The organism is Acrocarpospora macrocephala (genome assembly GCF_009687865.1).
Classification (GTDB): domain Bacteria; phylum Actinomycetota; class Actinomycetes; order Streptosporangiales; family Streptosporangiaceae; genus Acrocarpospora; species Acrocarpospora macrocephala.
Map to the genome: position 1 here is coordinate 99,616 of NZ_BLAE01000006.1, position 20,370 is coordinate 119,985.

The 20,370-nt window shown below is 68.1% G+C and carries 29 protein-coding genes; 9 read left to right on the forward strand and 20 right to left on the reverse strand.

The window, feature by feature from the left end; translation table 11 throughout:
• Nucleotides 1-86: 86 nt before the first annotated feature.
• From Amac_RS04840 to Amac_RS04860, 5 genes are all read left to right on the forward strand, one after another.
• Nucleotides 87-353: a hypothetical protein gene (locus Amac_RS04840; RefSeq protein WP_155353090.1), complete on the forward strand. Its 267-nt coding sequence runs from the start codon at nucleotides 87-89 to the stop codon at nucleotides 351-353.
• Nucleotides 350-853, forward strand: a complete 504-nt coding sequence (locus Amac_RS57835; protein ID WP_155353091.1) for an endonuclease domain-containing protein — start codon at nucleotides 350-352, stop codon at nucleotides 851-853. Before Amac_RS04840 ends, Amac_RS57835 begins: the two co-directional genes overlap by 4 nt.
• A 210-nt stretch (nucleotides 854-1,063) precedes the next feature.
• Nucleotides 1,064-1,402, forward strand: coding sequence for a hypothetical protein (locus tag Amac_RS04850; protein WP_155353092.1), 339 nt, complete (start codon nucleotides 1,064-1,066; stop codon nucleotides 1,400-1,402).
• Nucleotides 1,403-1,459: 57 nt separating this feature from the next.
• Nucleotides 1,460-1,873 (forward strand): helix-turn-helix domain-containing protein, encoded by a 414-nt coding sequence (locus Amac_RS04855; protein WP_155353093.1) that lies wholly within the window; start codon nucleotides 1,460-1,462, stop codon nucleotides 1,871-1,873.
• 204 nt (nucleotides 1,874-2,077) lie between these two features.
• A complete protein-coding gene (locus tag Amac_RS04860; RefSeq protein WP_155353094.1) occupies nucleotides 2,078-2,500 on the forward strand; it encodes a hypothetical protein in 423 nt (140 codons plus the stop codon).
• Nucleotides 2,501-2,573: 73 nt separating this feature from the next.
• Here Amac_RS04860 and Amac_RS04865 read toward each other — a convergent pair whose 3' ends face one another.
• From Amac_RS04865 to Amac_RS04885, 5 genes are all read right to left on the reverse strand, one after another.
• The gene (locus tag Amac_RS04865) at nucleotides 2,574-2,918 is read right to left on the reverse strand and encodes a hypothetical protein (protein WP_155353095.1); all 345 of its coding nucleotides are present in this window, start codon (nucleotides 2,916-2,918) and stop codon (nucleotides 2,574-2,576) included.
• Between the two features lie 200 nt (nucleotides 2,919-3,118).
• On the reverse strand, nucleotides 3,119-3,514 hold the full coding sequence (locus Amac_RS04870; protein ID WP_155353096.1) for a hypothetical protein: 396 nt from the start codon (nucleotides 3,512-3,514) through the stop codon (nucleotides 3,119-3,121).
• Nucleotides 3,511-4,314 carry a peptidoglycan recognition protein family protein gene (locus Amac_RS04875; RefSeq protein ID WP_155353097.1) on the reverse strand — a complete coding sequence of 268 codons (804 nt, stop codon included), beginning with the start codon at nucleotides 4,312-4,314 and terminating at the stop codon, nucleotides 3,511-3,513. Before Amac_RS04875 ends, Amac_RS04870 begins: the two co-directional genes overlap by 4 nt.
• A 3-nt stretch (nucleotides 4,315-4,317) precedes the next feature.
• Nucleotides 4,318-4,653: a hypothetical protein gene (locus tag Amac_RS04880; RefSeq protein ID WP_155353098.1), complete on the reverse strand. Its 336-nt coding sequence runs from the start codon at nucleotides 4,651-4,653 to the stop codon at nucleotides 4,318-4,320.
• A gap of 6 nt (nucleotides 4,654-4,659) precedes the next feature.
• The gene (locus tag Amac_RS04885) at nucleotides 4,660-5,076 is read right to left on the reverse strand and encodes a hypothetical protein (protein ID WP_155353099.1); all 417 of its coding nucleotides are present in this window, start codon (nucleotides 5,074-5,076) and stop codon (nucleotides 4,660-4,662) included.
• A 94-nt stretch (nucleotides 5,077-5,170) separates the two neighbouring features.
• On the opposite strand from Amac_RS04885, the gene Amac_RS04890 reads away from it, so the two are divergent.
• Both Amac_RS04890 and Amac_RS04895 read left to right on the forward strand, forming a co-directional pair.
• Nucleotides 5,171-5,779 carry a hypothetical protein gene (locus Amac_RS04890; RefSeq protein ID WP_155353100.1) on the forward strand — a complete coding sequence of 203 codons (609 nt, stop codon included), beginning with the start codon at nucleotides 5,171-5,173 and terminating at the stop codon, nucleotides 5,777-5,779.
• Between the two features lie 91 nt (nucleotides 5,780-5,870).
• A complete protein-coding gene (locus Amac_RS04895; RefSeq protein ID WP_155353101.1) occupies nucleotides 5,871-6,191 on the forward strand; it encodes a hypothetical protein in 321 nt (106 codons plus the stop codon).
• Here the strand turns inward: Amac_RS04895 and Amac_RS04900 are convergent.
• The 11 genes from Amac_RS04900 to Amac_RS04950 all read right to left on the reverse strand — a co-directional run bounded on the left by Amac_RS04900 (nucleotide 6,188) and on the right by Amac_RS04950 (nucleotide 16,717).
• Nucleotides 6,188-6,577 carry a hypothetical protein gene (locus Amac_RS04900; protein WP_155353102.1) on the reverse strand — a complete coding sequence of 130 codons (390 nt, stop codon included), beginning with the start codon at nucleotides 6,575-6,577 and terminating at the stop codon, nucleotides 6,188-6,190. The two genes, Amac_RS04895 and Amac_RS04900, sit on opposite strands and share 4 nt — an antisense overlap.
• On the reverse strand, nucleotides 6,570-8,456 hold the full coding sequence (locus tag Amac_RS04905; protein WP_155353103.1) for a hypothetical protein: 1,887 nt from the start codon (nucleotides 8,454-8,456) through the stop codon (nucleotides 6,570-6,572). Before Amac_RS04905 ends, Amac_RS04900 begins: the two co-directional genes overlap by 8 nt.
• Nucleotides 8,457-8,475: 19 nt before the next feature.
• Nucleotides 8,476-10,257 carry a LamG-like jellyroll fold domain-containing protein gene (locus Amac_RS04910; RefSeq protein ID WP_155353104.1) on the reverse strand — a complete coding sequence of 594 codons (1,782 nt, stop codon included), beginning with the start codon at nucleotides 10,255-10,257 and terminating at the stop codon, nucleotides 8,476-8,478.
• A 12-nt stretch (nucleotides 10,258-10,269) separates the two neighbouring features.
• Nucleotides 10,270-10,782, reverse strand: a complete 513-nt coding sequence (locus Amac_RS04915; protein ID WP_155353105.1) for a hypothetical protein — start codon at nucleotides 10,780-10,782, stop codon at nucleotides 10,270-10,272.
• 9 nt (nucleotides 10,783-10,791) lie between these two features.
• Nucleotides 10,792-11,238 (reverse strand): hypothetical protein, encoded by a 447-nt coding sequence (locus tag Amac_RS04920; protein ID WP_155353106.1) that lies wholly within the window; start codon nucleotides 11,236-11,238, stop codon nucleotides 10,792-10,794.
• The gene (locus Amac_RS04925) at nucleotides 11,238-11,663 is read right to left on the reverse strand and encodes a hypothetical protein (RefSeq protein ID WP_155353107.1); all 426 of its coding nucleotides are present in this window, start codon (nucleotides 11,661-11,663) and stop codon (nucleotides 11,238-11,240) included. The genes Amac_RS04920 and Amac_RS04925 overlap by 1 nt, the downstream gene beginning before the upstream one ends.
• Entirely contained in the window at nucleotides 11,660-11,902 is a 243-nt protein-coding gene (locus Amac_RS04930) for a hypothetical protein (RefSeq protein ID WP_155353108.1), read from the reverse strand. Before Amac_RS04930 ends, Amac_RS04925 begins: the two co-directional genes overlap by 4 nt.
• 43 nt (nucleotides 11,903-11,945) lie before the next feature.
• Nucleotides 11,946-15,143, reverse strand: a complete 3,198-nt coding sequence (locus Amac_RS04935) for a phage tail tape measure protein (RefSeq protein WP_155353109.1) — start codon at nucleotides 15,141-15,143, stop codon at nucleotides 11,946-11,948.
• Between the two features lie 148 nt (nucleotides 15,144-15,291).
• Complete coding sequence (locus Amac_RS04940; protein WP_155353110.1) at nucleotides 15,292-15,831, reverse strand: hypothetical protein; 540 nt, start codon at nucleotides 15,829-15,831, stop codon at nucleotides 15,292-15,294.
• Complete coding sequence (locus Amac_RS04945; protein ID WP_155353111.1) at nucleotides 15,831-16,289, reverse strand: phage tail tube protein; 459 nt, start codon at nucleotides 16,287-16,289, stop codon at nucleotides 15,831-15,833. Before Amac_RS04945 ends, Amac_RS04940 begins: the two co-directional genes overlap by 1 nt.
• A complete protein-coding gene (locus tag Amac_RS04950) occupies nucleotides 16,286-16,717 on the reverse strand; it encodes a minor capsid protein (protein ID WP_155353112.1) in 432 nt (143 codons plus the stop codon). Before Amac_RS04950 ends, Amac_RS04945 begins: the two co-directional genes overlap by 4 nt.
• A 30-nt stretch (nucleotides 16,718-16,747) precedes the next feature.
• Here Amac_RS04950 and Amac_RS04955 point away from each other — a divergent pair, with 30 nt between their 5' ends.
• Together Amac_RS04955 and Amac_RS04960 are read left to right on the forward strand one after the other, a co-directional pair.
• Nucleotides 16,748-17,284 carry an HNH endonuclease gene (locus Amac_RS04955; RefSeq protein ID WP_155353113.1) on the forward strand — a complete coding sequence of 179 codons (537 nt, stop codon included), beginning with the start codon at nucleotides 16,748-16,750 and terminating at the stop codon, nucleotides 17,282-17,284.
• 96 nt (nucleotides 17,285-17,380) lie between these two features.
• Nucleotides 17,381-17,695, forward strand: coding sequence for a hypothetical protein (locus Amac_RS04960; RefSeq protein ID WP_155353114.1), 315 nt, complete (start codon nucleotides 17,381-17,383; stop codon nucleotides 17,693-17,695).
• On the opposite strand, the gene Amac_RS04965 is transcribed toward Amac_RS04960, so the two are convergent.
• Genes Amac_RS04965 through Amac_RS04980 form a run of 4 tightly spaced genes read right to left on the reverse strand, consistent with a single transcriptional unit; the run spans nucleotide 17,652 to nucleotide 20,370 of the window.
• A complete protein-coding gene (locus tag Amac_RS04965) occupies nucleotides 17,652-18,026 on the reverse strand; it encodes a hypothetical protein (RefSeq protein ID WP_170322328.1) in 375 nt (124 codons plus the stop codon). The two genes, Amac_RS04960 and Amac_RS04965, sit on opposite strands and share 44 nt — an antisense overlap.
• On the reverse strand, nucleotides 18,023-18,358 hold the full coding sequence (locus tag Amac_RS04970) for a hypothetical protein (RefSeq protein WP_155353115.1): 336 nt from the start codon (nucleotides 18,356-18,358) through the stop codon (nucleotides 18,023-18,025). The genes Amac_RS04965 and Amac_RS04970 overlap by 4 nt, the downstream gene beginning before the upstream one ends.
• Nucleotides 18,343-19,029: a hypothetical protein gene (locus tag Amac_RS54695; RefSeq protein WP_218040885.1), complete on the reverse strand. Its 687-nt coding sequence runs from the start codon at nucleotides 19,027-19,029 to the stop codon at nucleotides 18,343-18,345. Before Amac_RS54695 ends, Amac_RS04970 begins: the two co-directional genes overlap by 16 nt.
• 9 nt (nucleotides 19,030-19,038) lie before the next feature.
• Nucleotides 19,039-20,370: a hypothetical protein gene (locus tag Amac_RS04980; protein WP_155353116.1), complete on the reverse strand. Its 1,332-nt coding sequence runs from the start codon at nucleotides 20,368-20,370 to the stop codon at nucleotides 19,039-19,041.

The following is a 20,370-nucleotide window of genomic DNA, read 5'->3' on the forward strand; positions in this document are numbered from 1 at the left end:
CTCGTCCCCCTGGTCGGCGTGTTCCTGTATGCCAATCAGGTTAGGCCCAACCTGTTGGACTGTCAAGCGCGTTGGGCCAAATGGACATGGCCAAGCTGGAATGGCAGAATGTGGGCATGGAGCCGATGACCAATGACGAGATCCGCGCCATCAAAGCCGACTACGAAACTGCACTCGAGCAGGCCATGCAGCAGCGAGACGAGCGCCTGCGCGCGGCCGTGACCTCCGGCCGCAAACAGGCCGATCTCGTCCGCATCACCGGCATGAGCCGCGAAGCAATGCGGCAAGCACTCGACCCAGCGATCCGCGAAGCCGTGCGGCAGGCGCGCACCCGAAAGGGCGGCGGTCAGTGACAGGCCCAGCGCACGCGAAGCCGGAAGGAAGGCCCTGTACTCACCGCAAGTACCTGCTCACCTGCGACGACTACGACGCCCTACTGAAGGGATTCAGAGAGCGCTGTGGCGTTTGCGGGACCGACGCCAAGGCGACTCCCGCCGGGATCCTCTTCATCGATCACGACGCGCTCCGTGGAGACTGGGCGGTCCGAGGCTTGCTGTGCAACCGGTGCAACTCCAGCCTTCACCACATGAGTCACCAGAAGGCGGCGGACTATCTGGCGAACCCCTGGTACGTCAGCGCACTACAGGCGAGAGGACTGCGGATCGATGCAGAGCCCGAGCCACCCGAAGGGGCGGTTGTTCGCGTGTCTCCGCAGGGCCTGATGTGGCGGCGGGCCGGGGGTTGGTGGCGATGTATCGGCGATGGACGGCGGCGCGGAGTGGCGACATGGACTCAGCTCAACCAGAGGCATGGGCCGTTCGGGATTCGGCTGATGGGGCACGTAGCCAGTTGATGACTGGCCGCCACGTACGTGCGCAAGCTCGCCCGCGACTACGGCATCGAGCCCGCCAGGAAGGGGCAGTAGGCAGGCGCGGGCGCGGCACGGGCGGAACTCGTGGAAATTTCCCCGGAGACCCCTAGACGGCCGGGCGGAACTCGTGTAGATTTTGAGGTGTCGGGAGGTGAGAGCCCCGACAGACCCCAACCACACAGGAGCCCCGAAATGAACGCCACCGCCACCCACACCCTCCCCGCCGACATCGTCGCCAAGGCCCTCGCCAACAGCAGCAGCACCCTCCGCCGGGACCTCACCAAGGCCGAAATCGCCCGCGCCACCGAGATCGCCCGCGACGCCTGCGAGCGCACCACCCGCGGCTACCGCATCGGCCACGTCGAGGTCACCAACACCATCGGCGCCCGCGACAAGTACGGCAAGCAGGCCATCACCTACCGCGGCACCGCCACCCTGACCCCCGAGGGCGGCTGGGTGCGGGGCAACGCCGACCTGTGGGACGACTGGGAGATCGTGGCGATCCTGGCCCTGGCCTACAGCACCATCTGACACCGACCAGGCCCGCCCCACCACGGGGCGGGCCTCACGCATTGAGAGGACCCCGGGATGATCCCGCACGGACGCACCGCGATCACCGGCGCCCAGGCCGCCGAGATCATGGGCCTGAACCCGAAGACGTTCCGCAATCGCGGCGTCGCCCGCCAGGCGGGCGCGCCGAAGCCGCTCACCGTGCCGGGCCGCAAGACGCCGCTGTGGGACCGTGCGCAGTGGGAGGCGTACGCGGCCGGCCGGGAGCTGCCGGTGTGGAAGGTGGGCACGGGCGGGCACCCGCTGGACCGGTTGGACACGATCGAGGCGGCCGAGTTGCTGGGTGTGGAGCCGGACACGTTGCACCGCTACCGGGCGGAGGGACGGCTGGCGGGAGTGGACGTGTGCGGGGTGCCGCACTACTGGCGGGGCGAGCTGGAGTACCGGCGGGACAACCCTGGGGCGCCGGGCCGGCCTCGTAAGGCGGGCTGAGGCGCGGGGGTGCGCGCCCGGCTGATGGGGGTGAGAAGTCCCCGCCGGGCGCGCGGTGGCCCCAACCGGGAGCCGAGCCTCCGAGTGTAGCCGGGTGGGGAAATCTCCCCGGAGCCCTTGCGCTTCGGGCAGGACTCGTGTAGATTTTGAGGTGTCGGGAGGGAGTGAGACCCCACCCGAACCCCAACCACAAGGAGACCCCCGATGACCGCCACCACCGCCCAGATCCCCGCCGGAGACTTGAAGATCGACGACCACGTGATGTGGCTGACCCCGGACAGCATCAGCAAGACCGCCAGAATCCTGAACGTCCAGGAGTCCAGCGACTTCCCGGGATACGTCGAGATCACGGAAGGCCCCGACGAGCAGAACCGGTGGTGGCCGGGAGCCCGGCGCACGCGCCGATTCCCGAAGGGCCGTCTCGTCGCGGTCCGCATCCCGGCCGAGCGGCTCACCGACGGCGTCGGCTTCCAGGTCGTGAACGTGATCAACCCCCGCACCGGAGAGCTCGTCCGCCAGCTCCGCCACTACGGCACCGTCGCCCAGGCCCGCGCGAAGGCCGAGCTCGGCTACGTCCACGACACCGACCCCCGCTGGCTGGAGCTGCGCGCGATCGTCCTCGGCTGACGCCCCGGACATGACGAAATCGGCCCGCCCTCCCGGAGGAGGACGGGCCGATCGCATGCCGGGCACCGACGGATCAGTACCGAACAGGCTTCGCTTCCACGGGCGAGACGTGCATGCGCAGCACGATGCCGACAAGCGCGGCTGCCGCCGCGTTCACCAAGCCGACCTGACCACCGTCCAGGGCCAGGCCAAAGCCGACCCCCAGCGCGATCGCCGCCTGGATGGCGCCCATGAGCAGCGGCACCGGGAACGGCCGGACCGCGACCGCGGCGACCAGTGCGAGTACGGCTCCCGCCGCGGCGTTGATGAGGCCGACTTGCTCGCCGGTGACGTTGAGGCCGAGGCCGACGGCGAGCGCGACAACGGTCTGGATGAGGGTCAGCCAGAGCGCGGGCTCCCGGCCGAAGATGGTCTTCATGCAACCTCCGTTGGAGGAATGGGCCGCACATCCAACACGGCGGCCACGACTGTTGGGAGTTCAGGCCCGTGCTCGCCCTCGGATCGGGGCGGGAAACCAAGCAGGCGTGATCCAAACCATTTCCCGGATCCGGGAAAAAGGCTGGTCAGGGGCGGGTGGTAAGGACCGGCGATAAAATCAGCGGATTTACCACACCTTGATCAGGACGTCGGCGAGGCCGACGGGGACGGCGACGCGCTCGGCGACGCGGTCACCCGCACGCAGTTCTGCGTCACGCTCGTCGCGGTCGCGGACGCCAGCGTGCACGTCTCGGTCACCCCGCCCGGGAACTTGCGGATCTCCTTCGCCGGGGTGACGCCGGTCACCGACGAGAACACGATCTTCGTCTCGCCCTTCCGGCACTTCCCGTCCTTGGAGCTGGCGAGGTTCGTCTTCTCCAGAATCCGCAGGAAACCCGTCTTCTGGTTCACGCAGCCGCCGTACAGCTTCGCCGGTTCCGCAGCCACCGCGGCGGCCAGGCCGACACCGAACAGGCTGCCCGCCAGAACCGCAGCCGCCAGGACGGCAGCCGCCAGGACGGCAAGAATCTTCCTCATGAGTCCTCCAAATCTGCGGGCTCCACCACGAAGGTGAGGACCCACGTCTCCTCATCCACGACGCCGGTCACGTCGACGCCGAACAGGCCCTGGATCTTCTTGCAGGCGGCCTGCGAGTCCTTGCCGTACAGGCCGTCGACGTCCAGCCGCGGCACAAAGACGCGCGCCGCGGACTGCCACGCCCGCACGTCCGCACCGCGCAGCAGCGGATTAGCCACCTTCAGCGCCCGACTGAACACCGGCACGCCGTCCCGCACCTCAAGCTCCGGCTCCTGTTCGCCGACCATGAGCCGGGCCACCGCCAGCCGGAAGTCCGCCATGTTGACGCCGTGCGGGTCGGGCTTCCCTCGGTTGACCTCGCGGTGCGCCTTCACCGCGCTGGCCGGCAGCCCGTACTCCTTGCAGAGCTCGGCACACAGCCGCCGGTAGGCGTCCAGCTGCGGTTCGGGCCACGGCTGGCTGCCGTTGTTCTCCGCCTCGATGCCGATGCTGGCGCTATTGGTGTGCAGGCCGCTCGTGCTCGGCGCGTTGTGCCAGCAACGACCCGCCGCGATCACATAGATGCGGCCGCTCCTGCCCAGCCCGAACTGAGACAGCGGCCCCGCCAGACCAGGCCGACCGGAGCGGACCACCGCCAGCGACGGGTAATCCCCACCCGCCGCAGGCCCCGCCGTGTGGTGGCAGACGATCCCGCGGACCGCGGGCTGCGGGCCGTGGCCGCGGCTCGTCCACCCCGCGACCTCGGTGACCGGGAAGCCGGTACGGCGGGCGACCGCCGCGAGACTGGTCAAGTACGGCATGGCCTACACCTCTTTCTCGTCGGATTCCGGGATCGTCACCGGCACCAGCCCGGCGCCGACCACCTGGCGCATCAACATGGCCACCTGCCGTTGCAGCAACTCGACCTGGCGGTTCAGCCGGTTGATCTCCCTCTGCTGCCGCTCCTGGACGCCGATGTCGTAGGAGCTCGCCCGTCCGTACGCGGCGTCCTCAGCCTTCAGCCGGGAGTCGCGGGCGGCCTGCTCAGCCCTCTGCTCCTCCTGCAAGCGGGTCGCCCGTCGCGCCGACCGGGCCGTATAGCCCACGGAAGCGATCGACCCCAGCACCCCGATCACCGCGACCACGATGGCCGGATCCATCACCGATCACCGCTCCCAGTTCTCACGCCACCCCGCAATCACCTGGATGAAGCCCGCGAACGCCAGCCACACGGCCGCGCTCACGTAGCCACGAGGAATCTCCTCGGCCGTCCAGCCGACCAGATAGACGTTCGCCCACACGGCCTTCAGGAGACTGGCGGCGATGAACGCGACCCGGTCCCGAAGGGAGAAGGCGTAGACCAGGCACAGGCAGCCGACCAGCGCCCACGCCCCGGCCCACACCTCCAGCGGCATGATGCCGGTGAGGAACACGAACGAGTCACTCTCCCGCGTCTCCGGCGGCGCGGTGAGCAGGCCGACCGCGTACACGAGATCGAGGAGTGCGAGGAACAGCAGGCTCGCGCCGCGGCGGCCCACTCGATGGAGCAGGCGGCGGAGCATACGGCCTGCACGTTTCCGCATTGGGCCCCCCTCTGGCCGGACGTGGACAGTTACCGGTGACAACCAGGGCGTGATCACGTGCGTCTCACAGCCATCGCCCATCTCTGGAGATGTCATGACCTATCCGTACGAGCAGCCCGCCCAACCGCCGAGGAAACGGCGCCGTGGCGGCGGGAACCTAGCGCTAATCATCGTGTCGGCGGTCGCTGCCGTGGCGTTGATCGCCGTCGCGTTCCTGGCCTACGAGCTGCTGCAGCGGCCAGCCGGGCAGTCGGGCGCGGCTACGGTGTCCACGCCGTCGGCGCAGGCCGAGCAGGTCGCCGAGGAGCCGACCGGCCCGCCTGCTCAGCCGCGCACCCGCGCAGCAGTGAAGGCCGCCGCTGAGGCGTTGTGGGATTCATATGCGGTCGGCGACTACGGCACCTACTGGGATGCGTGGGCGGCTGCGGACAAGAAGGTCGTGTCGCGGAAGGACTACCAGCGGCGGCACCGGCTTTGCCCGTCGAGCGCTGAAGGCATCAACTGGACGGTCAAGCGCGTCACGGTCAAGGGCGAGCGGGCGACCGTCCGGGCTCAGCGGCTGTACCTGATCGACGATTACACGTTCGTGTACGAGGACGGCCGGTGGCGGTACCGGCTGCAGCCGGACATTCGCAAGGAGTACCAGACCCAGACGATTGACCAGATCGTCGCCCAGGCCGAGGCCGAGGGCCAGTGCGCCTAGCCGCTCCGCGTCCGGATGCGGACAGCTGCCGGTGACAACCGGATAGTGATCGCGCACGTCACATACGCATCACCTGACATCAGGAGCCCCGATGAGCTATCCGCCACACGGTCAGCCTCCGTACGGGCAGCAGCCGTACAACGGCCCCTACCAGCCGCCCCAGCCGCCGATGATGATGCCGCCGCAGTACGGGTACGCGCCGGTGCAGACCATGCAGGTCAAAGAACGCGCCTTCAACCCGGTCACGTTCGGCGTCCACGCCTGCCTGTGGTTCTTCGTCCACTCCTGGCTGACGTTCCTGACCATCGGCTTGTGGCTGTTCGTCGCCATCCCGGTGACCTTCATCGGCTGGAACGTCACCCGCACCGTCCCGGTGCAGCAGCAGATCCCGCCCGGTTTCACACCCCGCTAGCCGATCACGTTGTCGGCCCGCAGGCTGGCCAGCGCGTTGTTGAACTGCTGGGACAGGTTGGAGACATCCGTGCGGATGGCGTTGACCTGGGATTGGGTCGGCGGGTTGGACACCGAGCTGGACGTCATCGTGTGGTCGGAGACGTCCCCGGCTGGCAGCGCGATCACGTCGCCGGACGAGGTTTTGAACCGCGGTTCCCCGGACGACCCGTAGGCCACGAACCCGCCGCTTGGGGTTCCCGGGCTTCCGTCCGGGATGAAGAACGGCGCGGACGCCTTCGCGACCGGGGTGGCGGCGATCGTCCGGGCGTCGCGCTCCAGGCGGGCGAGCCGCTGCTGGATGTCGGCGAGGACGCGTTCCAGGCCGCCGGGCATCTGGTCAGTCAACGGTGGGCTCCTCCAGGATGAGCTGCGCTTCCTCTTTGCCGGTTGTGCGGGAGATGGGGGTGATGGCGATGCCGATCAGGCGCTGGCTCATGTTGAATCCGGCAGCGCCGTTGGTCCGGCCGTGCCACGGGTTGACCATGACCCTCTTGACCTGGTCGCCGAGCGAGGATGGCGAGATGGACGGCGTTTTGCCGAGCAGCACGGTGCAGGAGTAGACGCGGACCGCGCCGGCGAAGGTCGCGACCCAGCGGGTTGCGTAGTCGTCGAGCTGGGTGGTGTCGGTGGACTGGCCGGGGTGGTCTACGAGGCGGTCGATGCGTAGCCATCCGGCGAGCAGGTGCGCGGTGGCGGAGATCCAGGCGCTCACTCTGGGGACGCTGCCTTCGGTGGCGTCGGTCGCTTCGGGGGTGCCGCCGCGGACTTTCACGCGGGTTCCTCCGCGGAGGGCGTCGATCTCTTCGCCCCACTCGACGATGTCGCCGCCGGTCGGGCTCTCCTGGAAGGTGTGGACGGTGTCGCCTTCGATGCGCGGGTATCCCCAGATCCAGTTGCGTGAGACGGTGTTGCCGGTGATCTGCGGATCGATGGTCCACTCGAACCCGCCGTATGCCTTGGAGTAGCTCCAGAGGGCGTCGCCGTAGCTCTTGTCGTCGCCCTCCTTCACGGTCAGGGTCCGTGAAGGGGTTCCGGACGATCCGGCCATCAGTGACAGGCCGATGTTCGCGGTCGGGTCGGCCTGGAGATGGGTGAGCAGGGCGCGGGCGTTGGCGATCTGCTCGCCGGTGAACTCCACATCCTCGCTGACGGTGACGTGCAGGAGGTAGGCGTCCAGCGTGGAGCCGCGCAGGGTGATTGTGACGGCTCCGCGGCGGGACCTTTGGATTCTTGCGCCGTGGATCCAGTAGATGCCCCACATGGCTCCGCCGCGCCAGATGTAGATGGCGATCATGCCGGGTCCGCTGGTGAGGTCGTCGGACTTGGGCGGGATGACCTTGGCGATCTTGGCGGCTTTGCGGCGGTTGGGGACGTCGAGGGTGCCGCTGAAGAGGCCGGGTTCGCCGATTCGCCGGTCGAAGGTGACGTCCCGGGGGGTGATGTCGGCCTTGTAGGTGCCAGTCGCCATGTCGTGGACCGTGTACCGGTACGGGCTCACACCGCGGCCGGGGGTGAACGGCGGGATGGGTGGGGGCGTCGGCGCTGAGGATTCCGCGCTGGGCACGATGATCGTGAAGCCGTGGTAGCCGAATACGCCCGGTGTCGGTGAGGTGGTCTTCTCGCCGACGCGTTCGGACGACACCAGGTCGCGGGTTGCTACCTGCATGGCCACGTAGTTCCGGCTCTGCGGGTTCGCTTTAACCGAGAATCCGGGGATCGCCGACCAGGTCACGGGCGTGAGGCCCTGCGGGGGGAAGGCGTTGATCGGGAAGCCGATGGCGACGCGGATTTCCAGGCTGCTGGCGGTCGGCGGTGTGGCGGCCGGGGTGGTCACGGAGCCGATGGGGGGGCCGAAGGATCCGCCGCCGGTCTGCTCGATGACGATCCCGTTGGCGGACGCGTCCTTGACGGCGATCATCACGATGGTGGAGTCGGCGAGTTCCAGCGGGGAGGCCGACTGGGTGAGGGTGTAGAAGTCGGGCTCGTCGGTCCCCGCGTACCGGCGGTAGATCTTGGTGCCGCCGCCTCCGACTTCAGCGGTCCGTGTGGCGATCGGGGTCGGCCAGGGTGCGCCGCCGCTGATGGTCATGTCGCCCAAGCCGCCCAAGTCGGCGAAGTGGACGACCAGCAGGAGGTCGCCCGCCTGGATTCCCGGTGGCCGCGCCAGGACTGGGTTGTCGCCGAGGTAGGCGAGCTGGGAGGCGGACCGGTAGGAGGCGGGCACAAGTACCTCCCCCGGCTGGTCAGAGGATGGCGTGCTTCCAGAGGACGGTGGCGGGGGGCGCGTCGCCCTCTTCGGAGGTGTAGGAGACGCGGACCTGCCCGGCCGGTAGGACCAGGTCGGGGACGCTGGTGCTGGTGCCGGTCAGCTTGTCCAGGTGGTCGGTGTCGCCGATGCTGATCGTCCCGAGCTTGACGTCGATGATGAGGTTCTCCCCGTCGGCGACGGTGAGATCGACCTCGATGAGCCGCTCGTCGACGACCTCGCCGCCGACCAGGGGTTCGAAGAGGATTTGCGGGATCACGCTCGGGCCGGGGATCCGGATCAGCGGGCTGGTGGCGGTGTTGCCCGCGTTCAAAATCGTCTGGGTTTCCCCGTCGGCGATCACCGCGCTGTTCAGCTTGGACAGCAGCCGGGGATCCGACAGCGTCCACTGGACGACGATCCTTGAGTGTCCGAGCCGGAAGTGTTTGTCGACTGGTACGGCGCGGCGGGTGACCTTGCCCATGCCGGTGTAGACGTGGTCGAGGAGCCGGATCGCGAGCGGGTATTCGGTGTCGTCTTCTCCGACGCCGGTGGCGAGGATGAGGTCTTCGACGGTCTCTTCCCAGTCGTCGCGGGGTGCGCGGGTGAGGCCGGAGTAGGTGACGATCCGTTCCTGGCTGAGATCCCTGCCTGATTCTGCGCCGTGCCGGGTGGGGTGGGCGACGTTGCCGGTGTCGATGGCGGGCAGGTCGTACCAGCCTTCGAGGTTTCCGAGCCCGTAGGGGGTGCCGCGTCCGAGCAAGAACCCGTTCCATTCGATCTGGCCGGGGCCGGTGATCTGGTCGCCGGGGACGATGGGGACGAGTACGGCGGGGGTGGGGAGGGTCCACGGCGCGAGGATCGGCCCCGGTGCGGCGGTGGCGTTGCTGAAGGCGTCCACCAGAGGTGCGGGCATCGACCAGGGGGCGAGGATCACGCCGGGCTCGGCCACTGTCGGCAGGCCCTCGAACACTTCGACGACCGGCGCGGGCATCGACCATGGGGCTTCGATCACACCCGGCGCGGTCGACGCCCCGGCTGAGACCGCCGGTGCGGGCATCGACCAGGGCGCAAGGATCGGGGCCGGGTTGGCTTCGACGTCGATGGAGGTGGGGAGGAAGAGGCGGCGGCGTCCCTGCCGCCACGCGATCGGCGGACCGTCCTCAAGGCTGGTGCCGCTGCCGCCGGAGAGGGTGCGGCCGTTGCCGGACAGGTCAACCGTGGATCCGCTACCCGCCCACGGGTACCAGGCGGTCAACCCGGACGTCCTCCACGGCAGGTAGGTCCAGGCCTCGCGCTCCATCTCCGCCTGGGTAAGGGTCGCACCGACCCAGATCTTGAAGTTGGCGACCGCGCCATTGAGCCATTCGAAACCGCCCGGCGGAGGGGTCTCGCCGATACCGAGGACGTCCGCGACCACAGCCGAGGAGGGGCCGCTGGAGTTGGTGGTGACGGTGAAGCTGGAGGCGGAGGCGGAGCGTACGAGGATGGTCTGGGAGGTTCCGTTGATCGCGACGCCGACGAAGTACCAGGTGCCGACGGTCAGGGTGGTGAGAGCGGTGCCGTTGGTGTGGTTGATGACCTGCAGGCCGGTGCCGGTGCCGTCGGCGGCCAGCATCAAAAAGGAGTCGAAATCGCTTTCGGCGACGGCCCACAGCGTGGTGAATTGGCCCCTGTCGACGCTGATCTTGAACCAGCCGGTGACGGTGAGCTGCGTCTGACTGCCGAGAGACAGCGCCCGGGTGAAATCCTCGCCGTCAGCATCGAACCTGATCGCCACAGCAACCCCCGATCAGGTGTCGCTGTAGCTGATCCGGACCATGGTCAAGGCGGCGTCGTTGGCCATCGTGTCCGACCCGTTGGAGCCGATGCGGCGGACTCGCAGCCAGCACTCATCCCCGCCCGCGACACCATCCAGGTCAGCGGAGGCCACCGTGATGGTGGCCCGCATGATCCGTTTGCTGGTCGTGCCTAGGTGGGTGTCGTCGAAGATCGTCTCGCTATCGAACGCCTTGGTCTCCGCATCCTGGCTGTCGGTCTCGGGGGTGATCGCCGCTACCGCCACACCCCACCGGACCACGTTGGATGTGGCGTTGACCGCGTACCAGTCGATGTCCACGGTCCAGTCGCCCGTGCCGTAATTGGTGGCTTCGAGGTGCCAGAACGCGGCCTCGTCGGCGGTGGCGTCGTACAGGAGGCGGCCGACCGGGAAGTTGGTGCCGACCGCCTTATCGAACGGCGCGAAGCCGCTCGTGCCGCTCTGCTGCGCCTCCTCGGGGAGGAGGTACTGCTTGATGATCGCCACGCTGGCCTCCTACGCCGGGGTGAGGTCTTGGAGAGCGATCCCGAGTGAGTCCCAGGTGATCAAGAAGAGGCCGTCTTGGGTTTCGAGGAGCTCGCCGAACCAGACCCCGAAAAGCAGCTGATTGCTCAGCGCGTCCGCGTAGCCGACCCCGCCCTCAGCGGTGATCGTGCTGTCGGCCAGTTCGATGTTGTCGGCGTCGAACTTGATCGACCCGGAGACGTGGGTCATGGTGGTGCCGAGCAGCAGCGGTCCGCCCGTCGAGTAACCCGCACCCGACGACTCGCCGCTGTTCCATGGCGCGGATCCGTAGGCGGTGTCGGTGCCGTAGTTGGGCGTGGCGCTCGCCGTCCAGAACGCAAACTTGTGGTCCTCCGCGCCCCAGTTGAGGGTCGTCAGCGTGTTGGTGAAGACCGCGAGCTGGGTGACGACGAACAGACCAGGTGCAGACCAGGCCATCAGCGACCACCCCCCGGCTGCGGAAGACGCGACTTCGACCGCGCGGGCTGCGGGTTGGCTTCGACCGAGCCGGGCGGGAGCGGCACCTGGCCCGCGCTCGACCCGAGCTGTTCGAGCTCGGCCAGGAACCCGCCGAGCCGTTCCTCCAGGGACGCGAGCTCCTCGCCGCACCTCTCCCGCTTCTCATCGGGGAGCTTCGAGTCAGCCAGGAGGTCGCGGAGTTTGCGGATCCTCGCCACGCCGCGCACCCAGGACCGGAACTCGGCGACCTCATCCATCGCCTCCTGGCGGGCGGCCAGGTTCTCCGGGCTCGGATCCGCGTCGGCTGCCGCCTTGGCGTCGGCCAGCTTCTCCTGCATCTCTGCGACGATGGTGAGCATCTCGGCTTCCTCCGACGCCCGCCGCGCCTTGATCCGCGCGCTCACTGCGGCCGCCGCGCGTCGATGACTCCCATGTCGACGGTGACGTCCTGATGGTCGCCGCGTGTGTCGGACCGGTTGGTGACGGTGACGTGCGCGCCGGAATCCGTCGGCCGTTCGACCGTCCTCATCCGCCGGCCGTTCGCGTCCAGCGGCTCTCGCCGTACCGGCCTGGAGCGGCCGGTGTTGACCTGGAGGGTCAGGCACTTCTCCCGGAAGGTCAGCTCTCGGGGCTCTTCGGGCATGCGGAAACCGCCTCTCGTACAGATAGGGATGTGTGAGCGGCGGTCAGCCGCGGGCCGAGAGAACGCCGAACGCGAACTCAGCGCCGATCCGCTGAATGTCGGCCTCCTCGCGGATGGTCGTGCCGTGCATGTGCACCGTCACGCCGCCCTGCGAGCCCTCCACGAAGCCGGGGCCGGCCGGAGCCGAGGTCGGGCCGGTCATCGGCTGGAGGATCTGCGACTTCGGCATCGTGAGCTGGAGTCCGGAGGCCGCGTTGACGGCCTTCCCCATCACCCCGGCCACGGCGCTGATGGTCGTCCCGGCCAGGGCCTTGATGCCCAGCTGGAAGCCGAGCAGGGTGTCCTTGCCGATGCCCATGAACACCCGGCTGGGGCTGTGGGAGGCGAGTTCCTTCTTGGCTGCTGCCACGACCGCCTTGGCGATGGCGGCCATGGCGCCTTCCATCTCCTTCAGCTGGCCTTTCAGGCCCTTGAGGAAGCCTTGCCCGGCCTGCTTGCCGGTGTCATAAAGCGCGTCGGCCGCCGTTTTTCCGAGCGTTTTGCTGATCTTGTCGATCTGGGCTTGCGCCCGGTTGATCGCCTTCAGGTCTGCGCCGGAAGCGCCGACGAGCATGTCGGCGAGGGTGCCGCCCTTCTCCGGCCCGGCGTCGATGATCTGCTTGAGGATCGTCTTGTTCAACCCGCGAGCCGCCAGCGTCTTGATGTTGTTGGCGAAGTCGCGGATGGCGGAGAGCCGGTTGGCGAGCCCGGTGGTGAGGTCTCCGATGCCGCCGCCCTCGCCGAGATCGATGTTCGTGATCGCAGCGAAGTCAGCGGCTTGCCCGGCGATCTGGGTGGCGTAGGCCTTGGCGTCGGCGATGCGCTTGATGATCTGTTCGCGCCGGTCGGCGAGCTGGCCGAGGACGTCGGTGTTGGCCTTCACCCAGTTGGCGAGATGATCGCCATGACCGGGCGCGGCCTTGAACGCGTTCTGCACCAGGGTGACCAGGTTGGTCACGGTGGTGCGCATTCTTTCCTGGCTGCCGGTGATGCCGAGGATGAAGCCTTCCACGGTCCACACGCCGAGGCGCTGCATCGCCCGGCTGGGAGAGTGCGCCTCGATCGCCGTTGCAGCCGCGCCGAGGACGTCGCCCCTGAGTAGGGATGTCACGACCTTGGAGACCTCTTCGGCCTTCGACTTGATCCCGTTTATGAGTCCTTGGATCGCGTCTTTTCCGACCTTGAGTAGCATCTTTCCGAGGTCGCCTAGTGCGCCGACTATTTTTTCGGGTAGTTTCTTGACCCATTCGACGAGCTGGCCGAATTTGTCGGTGGCGGCGGTTTTGGCTTGGCCGACCCATTTTCCGAGCAGGCCCGGCAATTCGCCGAACCAGGCGAGAATGGATTTGACCTTGTCGACGAATCCGAGGACTATCGCCTTGCCCTGATCCCAGCTGGCGCGGAAATCATTGACCCATCGCCGGACTTGATCTGTGACGCCTTTTATGGCCCACACTAGGACCGTGACGAGGATTTTGCTGATCTCGGTCGTGATCTTGATCAGATCGGTCATGACCGGGATCAGCGGTGTCAGCGCTATAACCAGATCCACGACCGGATCGATTAGCGGGATCATGGTCAAAAGCAGCTCGCCAAAAGCAGCCACCAGATCCGGCAGATGCGGTGTTATGGCAAGAATGGCTTTCGAAAGCCCGCCCACTAAGGCGGCTCCGATTTTCACGACCACCGGAATTAAGGGTGCGAAACCCTTAAGGAGCCCAGCGATCGCTTGGCCCAGCAAGAGGAGCGATGATGCGACGGTCGGATCCGCGAACGCCTTTGCCATCGCGTCCGCTATGGCCACCAGCCCGGGCCCCATGGCAGCCAGGGCCGGACCTAGGGCCTTGATCGCGGCAGCGATGCCAGGACCCAGCGCGGCAGCCACGTCGGCGATCACGGGAGCTACGAGGGCGGCGGCTGAGGCGAGCTCCTCAAAAATGGGCCAAAGCGCGTCTACTACTTTTCCGAGCGACTGAAAGATCTTGATGAGAATGTCCTGGCCCTTCGCCGAAGCGAAGAACGCATTCACCTTGTCGAGAAGCATGCCGATCGGGCCGAGCGCGGAAACACCCGCCTTCCCCATCGCGCCCATGACGGATTTGACGATTCCGCCGATATCGGAAAAGACCGCGCCCAGTTTCGCGAGAACATCGAGCGCGGATTGAATCCACTCCATCGGCTTCCCGGCAGCCGTCGCCGCATTCAGCCAATCAGTGAAACTCTTGGCCGCGCCATCGATCCCAGCGCCGAGACCCTTAAAAGCGGGCAGCGTCGACTTGGCGAAATTCGAGATCGCTTCCAGCAGCTTCTGCAAGGTGCCGGACTGGATGGAGCCGATCTCGGTTTTGAGGGTGCCGAAAGCGCCCTTCACCAATTCGACCGCTGCCTTGCTCCGGCCGAATTTGCCGACGTCTGCGGCGAGGCGGCCGAACTCTCCAGAAACCCCGGTCATCCCCGCCTTGACGGGGCCGAGCAGGGCAGCTGCGACGGCGGTGAGCTGGCCCTTCAGCGGCTCGAAGAACGCGTCCTGGACGCTGGCCTTCAGCCCATCGATCTCCGGCTTGACCGCCCGAAGTTCCCGAGCCACCGACTGCGCGGCCGGGGACAGCCCCTTCAGGCTCGCCTCGAAGGCGGCGGCGTCGCCCGTCAGGGCTGCGCCGATCGCCTCCTGCACCCCGAGCAGGGCCACCTTGAGCGTGCCTGCCGCCGCCTTGGCCAGCAGGAACGCCGCCGGGAGGGCGGCCACCAGGCCAGCTGCGGGCGCGAGTGCGGCCACCAGCGCCCCGGCGCCCTGCGCGGCAGCGAACAGCCCGCCAGCCAGGAGGCCGACCTTGGCGACGTTGGCGGTCAGGCCCATCACCTGCACGCCCGCCTTGCCGACCAGCTTGGCGACGTCGGCGACGATGCCGCCGAGACCGGACTTCATGCCGAGGCCGAAGCCGCGGCCGACTGCGTCGCCGCTCTTGCGGCCGGTGGCGACGAACCGCCCCTTGGAGTCGCGCAGCTTGCCGTCCGCGCCGACGGTGAACTGCTCGCCCGTCTGCTCCCCGGCCGCGCGGGCGGCGGCGGGGATCTTGCCGAGTTCGGCGTCGGCGACCTTGGCGGTCTGCTGGAGCGTTCGCTCGATCTGGTTGGTGCCCCGCTCGAACGCCTTGTTGTCGACGGAGGCGTAGGCGACGAGCTCGCCGACAGTCAGCGGCAAGGGAGGTCACCTCCCGTGCGCGCCTACAGCGTGTTGATGAAGGCCTGCGCCTGCTCGCCGCTGAGCTCGATCGGCTCGTTCGCGGTGAGCCTGCGGTAGACCGCTTCTGGGGAGAGGTAGGCGAGGTAGATGCCGAACCAGAAGGGGGTCAGCTCTGCGATCTCGCGCGGCGTGAACCGGTATTCGCGGCGGAAGTCCGCGACGATCGCGCCCCAGTGGCGGCGGAGTTGCCTCTCTTCGGGGGTGAGGCCGCCGCCTTCTCCTCCTCCTGCTCGGCTTTTCCCTCCTGCTCCTTCACGGCGGCGTACGCCTCCCGGAAGGTCATGTCCTTGCCGGACCCTTGTGCGACGCCCCAGGTGAGCGCCACCTGCAGTTCGGGGGCGTCCATTCCGTCCTCGACCCACGCGTTCAGGGCTTCTTTGCCGAAGAGCGCGCCGACGGTGTCGTGCAGGGCATCGACAGTTGAGGCCTTGGCGACGGATTCGGCCTTGAGGAGGAATTTGAGCGGCAGCCGGCGCGGGACCTCTACGCGGACTCCCCGGATGACGACGGTGTCCGGGCCGGTTCGTTCGGAGTCCTCCTCGGCGCGGACTTCGGTCCAGAAGCCGTCCCAGGTCTCGAACGTCTCGGGCGCGTCCTCGGGCTCGTCGTCGAGGTCGTCGTTGTAGTCGTCGTTGATGTCGGTCATCAGGCGACATCCTCGAACTCGGTCGGGCCCGACTTGGTGATGGTCGCGCCCCACGAGGTTTTGTCGTTCGATCCGCCGCCCTGCTCGCCCAGGCTGAAGGTGCAGTTCCAGATCTTCCACTCGGTGTCCATCGGGTGGCGGAAGCGGACCCGACCGAGGCTGTCGTAGCCGACCTTGTCCTCGCCCGCCATCTCCTCCACCCGCGCCCGGCCAGGCTGCAGTGAGCCGGTCAGGCGGTCCTTCTTCGCCATGCCCTCCAGCTCCATGGACGCGCCGCGCTGCATGACCTCCTGCTCGTAGACGCCCTGGCTGTCGTAGTCGGTGGTGTCGACGGTCTCCTCGTTCTCGCTCTTGTTGATGACGACGTTGGCGAGGTTCTCGACGCGGAGGAAGGTGTCGGGGGTGGCGGATTCGACTTCCACGATGATGTCGCGGGCGTTGATCTTCACCTGGCTCACGGGTTACTCCTGTTCGTGCTCGGCCGGGAGATTTCGGCCCGGAAATTGACGGTGAATTCGGGGCGGTCGTTCTTGTCCTGGCCGATGAAGACCGGGCCGCCCATCAGGCCGACGGCGAGCTGGAGCCAGGTGCCGCCGGGGAGTTCGCGCATGCCGAGGCCGTTGACGGTGTCGTAGACCTGCTCGGCCCACCGCTCGGCGTTGCGGGCGTCATCGGCCGGTCCGCGCACCCGGGCTTGGATGCGGGGTTCGTCGTAGTCGTCGGCGAGAGAGGATTCGTCGCCGCCGTAGCGGGCGAGGGCGAGCGCGCGGTCGGGGGCTTCCGGCATACGCGGGAAGAAGATGTCACCGCCGACGCTGCCGTCCGCCTTGTAGGTGCCGAGGTCGAGTAGGTCGAAGAGCTGGGCGAACTCTTCCAGGAGGCTCATCCCACCCCCCGGCGGCTCTAGGGTTGTGGGATGCCTGCTGGACGACCCGCACTACCGGCTCAGCTGAAGCGCGACCTACTGGTGGAGGCCGGGCACCGCTGCGCGATCCCGACGTGTCGTGCTGCGGCTCCGCTGGAGTTTGAGCACATCGACGACTGGGAGCGGGTCAAGAAGCACGAGTTCGCGAACATGATCGTGCTGTGCGCCAACTGCCACGGCCGCAAGGGCAACGGGCCGGGCCAGATCGACCGGAAGGCGCTACGCCAGTACAAGGCGAACCTGGCGCTGTTGAACAGCCGCTACGGAGATCTTGAGCGGCGGATCCTCGTTTACTTCGCCAAGGTCCGGGACAACGACCACATCCTGCTTCCGCCGCTCATGCATCTCTTGGTCATGTACCTGGTGGAAGACGGCCTCTTGGCTCATAAACCCGAACTGAACCTGACCCAGCAGGCCAGCGTCGGCGGGGTGTTCTCGATCGACCTGTCAGCGACCGACACCTACGTCTTGACGAGTGAGGGGCGCGCGTTCGTGGACCGGTGGGTCGCCGCGCAGCCTCTCGACTAGGCCGCGAGTAGCCCGGCGTCAACGAGGTACGGCCGGACGTCCGGGTGGAGGTCGGCGTATCGCTCGGGATGCTTCTCCATCCAGTGCAGGGTGAGGATGGCGAGGTCGGAGACGTTCCGGCTCCGCCGCATCCGGGCGGGGCAGATCGCGCGCCGCCTTGCAGCGGTCGAGCGCATCGACTGGTCAGAGACCAAGAAGCTGTTCGAGGAAGAGAAGTACGGCGACTTCTACCGAGTCGGGCCGGTGCTGGTCCCGACCGACTTCCACCCCGTCGCCGACGTAGACGTGCGAGGCGCGGCCGAGCAGGCGGCGGTCGCCGAGTTCCTCCAGCACGCCGTCGCCGACATGCGGGCGCTGCTCAACGCCTCTACGTCTTCTTCCTCATCTCCCGGCGAATCTGAGCCGCGATGAGTGCCCGCATCGTCGCGTCCTCGCTGGCCAGGGGATCCTCCAGGTACTTGCTCTTGCGGCCGTCGTCGTGCTGCCAGTCCATCTCCTCGTGCTGCCTTACGGCGTAAGGAGTATCGAACGAAACAGCCCCGTGCAGCCCGTCCAGACTCGCCGCGCCAGGCCGCTTATCCGGATCGCCCGAATCCTCGAGCACGCCCTCCTCATGCGGAACCTGCGTCCGGGCCACCTGCAGTAGGTGCTCCAACGCCAGCTTCAGGCCGCGCTCCGCGCCCTTCCGCTCGGCCGCCTTCACCTTGATCCCGTAAAACTTGACGATCGCCTTCTTCGTCACTGGAGATAGACCTCCAGATGCGAGGGCAGAGGCAGGCCAGCCCCGTCGTGCCGATCCGCCGTCAGGACCTTGCTGACACGGCCCGCGTACGCGACCCGCGAGCCGACCGGGAAGTCCGCGACGTGGTCGAGCTGCGTGTAGAAGGTGCTGTTGGAGACGACCTCCGCGCCGTTCTTGTCGCGGATCTTCCGCCGCTTCTCCTCCATAAACCCGGCCCTGGTTACGGCCGGGCCGAAGGTGTCGCCGTACGCGCCCGCACCCGCGAACGGCTCGACCTGGACTTCATGCACCAGCCAGATTTCCGGCAGGCCGGCCATCAGTACGGGGTCCATGGGCCATGCCCGGTCAGGCCGGCCTGCTGCAGGATCATCCGCGCCTGCGGAGCCAACTCCTCAGCCGCCGAGCCCTTCTGCGATCCACCGCTGGAACCGCCGCCCCGGCTCATCGAGGCAGACCCGAGCTTCACATTCGTGTAGTGGTCGGTCACGCCGGTGCCGTCCTCACCGATCGGCGACCACGCTGCCACCTGCTCAACCGTCGCGTCCCGCATCGCCTCGATATGGACCGGATCGGTGGGCAGCCCGTCGTCGTCCACGTCGTAGATCGCACACAGAAGCTCTTTGTCCACCAGGCGGGACGCCCGTTCGAGCAGGATGGGCGCGTTCAACGGCGGAGCCTTCCGCAGCTTGTTCGCCAGGTCCGTCGTCGTCGCATACACCCGGCCCTGCGGCACGGTGGTGACCGCCGGGGCGACCGGAACCTGCTGGTGCTCGACTCCGGCGCCGATCCCGGTGACCACCCACGCGAGCACGTACAAGCCCGCGACCGGGTAAGTGACCGCGGCGGAGGCCATGCGCACGCCATCGTCGTCCGTCTCGGACACCGTGACTGCGGCCGTGGTTGAGGTGCCGTCCGGCGCGTACACGGTCAGCGTGGCGGCCGTCGTACCGTCGCCCGGGTTGATGAGGAGCGAGGCGATCTGGGGATCTCCGGCGTTGAGCACAACCACCTCCTACGGGCTGGCAGTCGCGGTCAGGACAGAGCCCCTCGCTGAGGGCGTGAGCGTCGGGCCCGCGGTCGAGGCGGTGAGCGTCGCGCCGGCCAGCGCCGGGGTCAGAACGCCGGGCGCGACCGGGGTGGCGCCGCCGGTCGAGGAGATCTGCATCGCGACGTCGAGTTCGATCGCCGTCCCGAGCAGGCGCGCCTTGGCCCACCCGAACCCGATCGCCTCCGCAGTCTCGGCGGCCGGGCCCAGCGGCCTGAGCTTGGCCCGGCCCAGGGCCACAGCCGTGCCGTTTTCGCCGGCCAGCGTGAGCGCCCGCGTTTTGATCCGAGCCAGCAGCACCGCGGCGTCGAGCTCGGCTGCCGGCGTGAGCTGACGTGCCTTGGCCCGGGCGACGGCCTGGGCGGTGTCGGTCTCGCCGGCGGGGCTGATCGAGATGACGGCACCGCTGGATCCAATCGCGACCGCGTGGTTGGTCTCGGTCGCGCCGTCGACTTGCTTGGCCTTCGCCCGGCCGAGCGTCTGGGCGGTCTCCGCCGCGGCGGCGGAGGTGAGGGCGATGCTCTTGACCGGGGCGACGGCCTGGGCGGCGTCTTGCTCGACCGCGGCCGCCACGGTTGTGGTCTTCGAGCGGGCGAGGCCGACCGCCGTACCGGTCTCCACGGCGGGGCCAGCCGCGAGGGTCTTGGCGCGGCCGATGGGCTGGGCGCTGCCGGTCTCTCCTGCGGGGCCGAGTGTTGCGGTTTTCGTCCGGCCGAGGGGTTGTGCTGCGCCGGTCTCGCTCGCTGCGCCCAGGGCGGCCGTCTTCGCGGGGGCGAGGGTGAGGGCCGTGCTGGTTTCCTGCGCTGGCGTGAGGGCGCAGGCCTTGGCCGCGGCCAAGGCCTGCGCGGCGCCGGTCTCCTCGGCGTGGCCGAGAGCGAGGGTCTTGGCTCGTGCGAGCGGTTGTGCGGCGTTGGTCTCGGCCGCCGGGGCGAGTGCGAACGGCGCGTCGCTGATCTCGATAGCGATGGCCTGGTCGGTCTCGACGGCGGGGTCGAGCTGGACGGCTTTTGCCCTGCCGAGGTCTTGTGCGGCTTCGGATGCGGAGGCCGGACCGATAGTGAGTGCCTTCGCGCGGCCGAGCTGCTGGGCGGTGCCGACCTCGCCTACCGGGTCCACCGTGCGGGTTTTGGTGCGGCCGAGCGGCTGCGCCGTACCGGTCTCTTCGGCGGCGGTGAGGGCGCGCGTCTTGGCCGCGCCCAGGGCGACGGCGGTGTTGGTCTCGGTGGCGGTGCCGACCGCGATGGTCTGCCCGCCGTCGTCGGCTGGTGGCAGGTAGGCGGCGAGATACCGGGTGCTCAT

Coding starts and splice junctions, on each gene's coding strand:
- Amac_RS04840 (WP_155353090.1), top strand. CDS start 87: ATGGCCAAGCTGGAATGGCAGAATGTGGGCATGGAGCCGATGACCAAT.
- Amac_RS04850 (WP_155353092.1), top strand. CDS start 1,064: ATGAACGCCACCGCCACCCACACCCTCCCCGCCGACATCGTCGCCAAG.
- Amac_RS04855 (WP_155353093.1), top strand. CDS start 1,460: ATGATCCCGCACGGACGCACCGCGATCACCGGCGCCCAGGCCGCCGAG.
- Amac_RS04860 (WP_155353094.1), top strand. CDS start 2,078: ATGACCGCCACCACCGCCCAGATCCCCGCCGGAGACTTGAAGATCGAC.
- Amac_RS04865 (WP_155353095.1), bottom strand. CDS start 2,918: ATGAAGACCATCTTCGGCCGGGAGCCCGCGCTCTGGCTGACCCTCATC.
- Amac_RS04870 (WP_155353096.1), bottom strand. CDS start 3,514: ATGAGGAAGATTCTTGCCGTCCTGGCGGCTGCCGTCCTGGCGGCTGCG.
- Amac_RS04875 (WP_155353097.1), bottom strand. CDS start 4,314: ATGCCGTACTTGACCAGTCTCGCGGCGGTCGCCCGCCGTACCGGCTTC.
- Amac_RS04880 (WP_155353098.1), bottom strand. CDS start 4,653: ATGGATCCGGCCATCGTGGTCGCGGTGATCGGGGTGCTGGGGTCGATC.
- Amac_RS04885 (WP_155353099.1), bottom strand. CDS start 5,076: ATGCGGAAACGTGCAGGCCGTATGCTCCGCCGCCTGCTCCATCGAGTG.
- Amac_RS04890 (WP_155353100.1), top strand. CDS start 5,171: ATGACCTATCCGTACGAGCAGCCCGCCCAACCGCCGAGGAAACGGCGC.
- Amac_RS04895 (WP_155353101.1), top strand. CDS start 5,871: ATGAGCTATCCGCCACACGGTCAGCCTCCGTACGGGCAGCAGCCGTAC.
- Amac_RS04920 (WP_155353106.1), bottom strand. CDS start 11,238: ATGGCCTGGTCTGCACCTGGTCTGTTCGTCGTCACCCAGCTCGCGGTC.
- Amac_RS04930 (WP_155353108.1), bottom strand. CDS start 11,902: ATGCCCGAAGAGCCCCGAGAGCTGACCTTCCGGGAGAAGTGCCTGACC.
- Amac_RS04940 (WP_155353110.1), bottom strand. CDS start 15,831: ATGACCGACATCAACGACGACTACAACGACGACCTCGACGACGAGCCC.
- Amac_RS04950 (WP_155353112.1), bottom strand. CDS start 16,717: ATGAGCCTCCTGGAAGAGTTCGCCCAGCTCTTCGACCTACTCGACCTC.
- Amac_RS04955 (WP_155353113.1), top strand. CDS start 16,748: ATGCCTGCTGGACGACCCGCACTACCGGCTCAGCTGAAGCGCGACCTA.
- Amac_RS04960 (WP_155353114.1), top strand. CDS start 17,381: ATGGCGAGGTCGGAGACGTTCCGGCTCCGCCGCATCCGGGCGGGGCAG.
- Amac_RS04970 (WP_155353115.1), bottom strand. CDS start 18,358: ATGGACCCCGTACTGATGGCCGGCCTGCCGGAAATCTGGCTGGTGCAT.
- Amac_RS04980 (WP_155353116.1), bottom strand. CDS start 20,370: ATGAGCACCCGGTATCTCGCCGCCTACCTGCCACCAGCCGACGACGGC.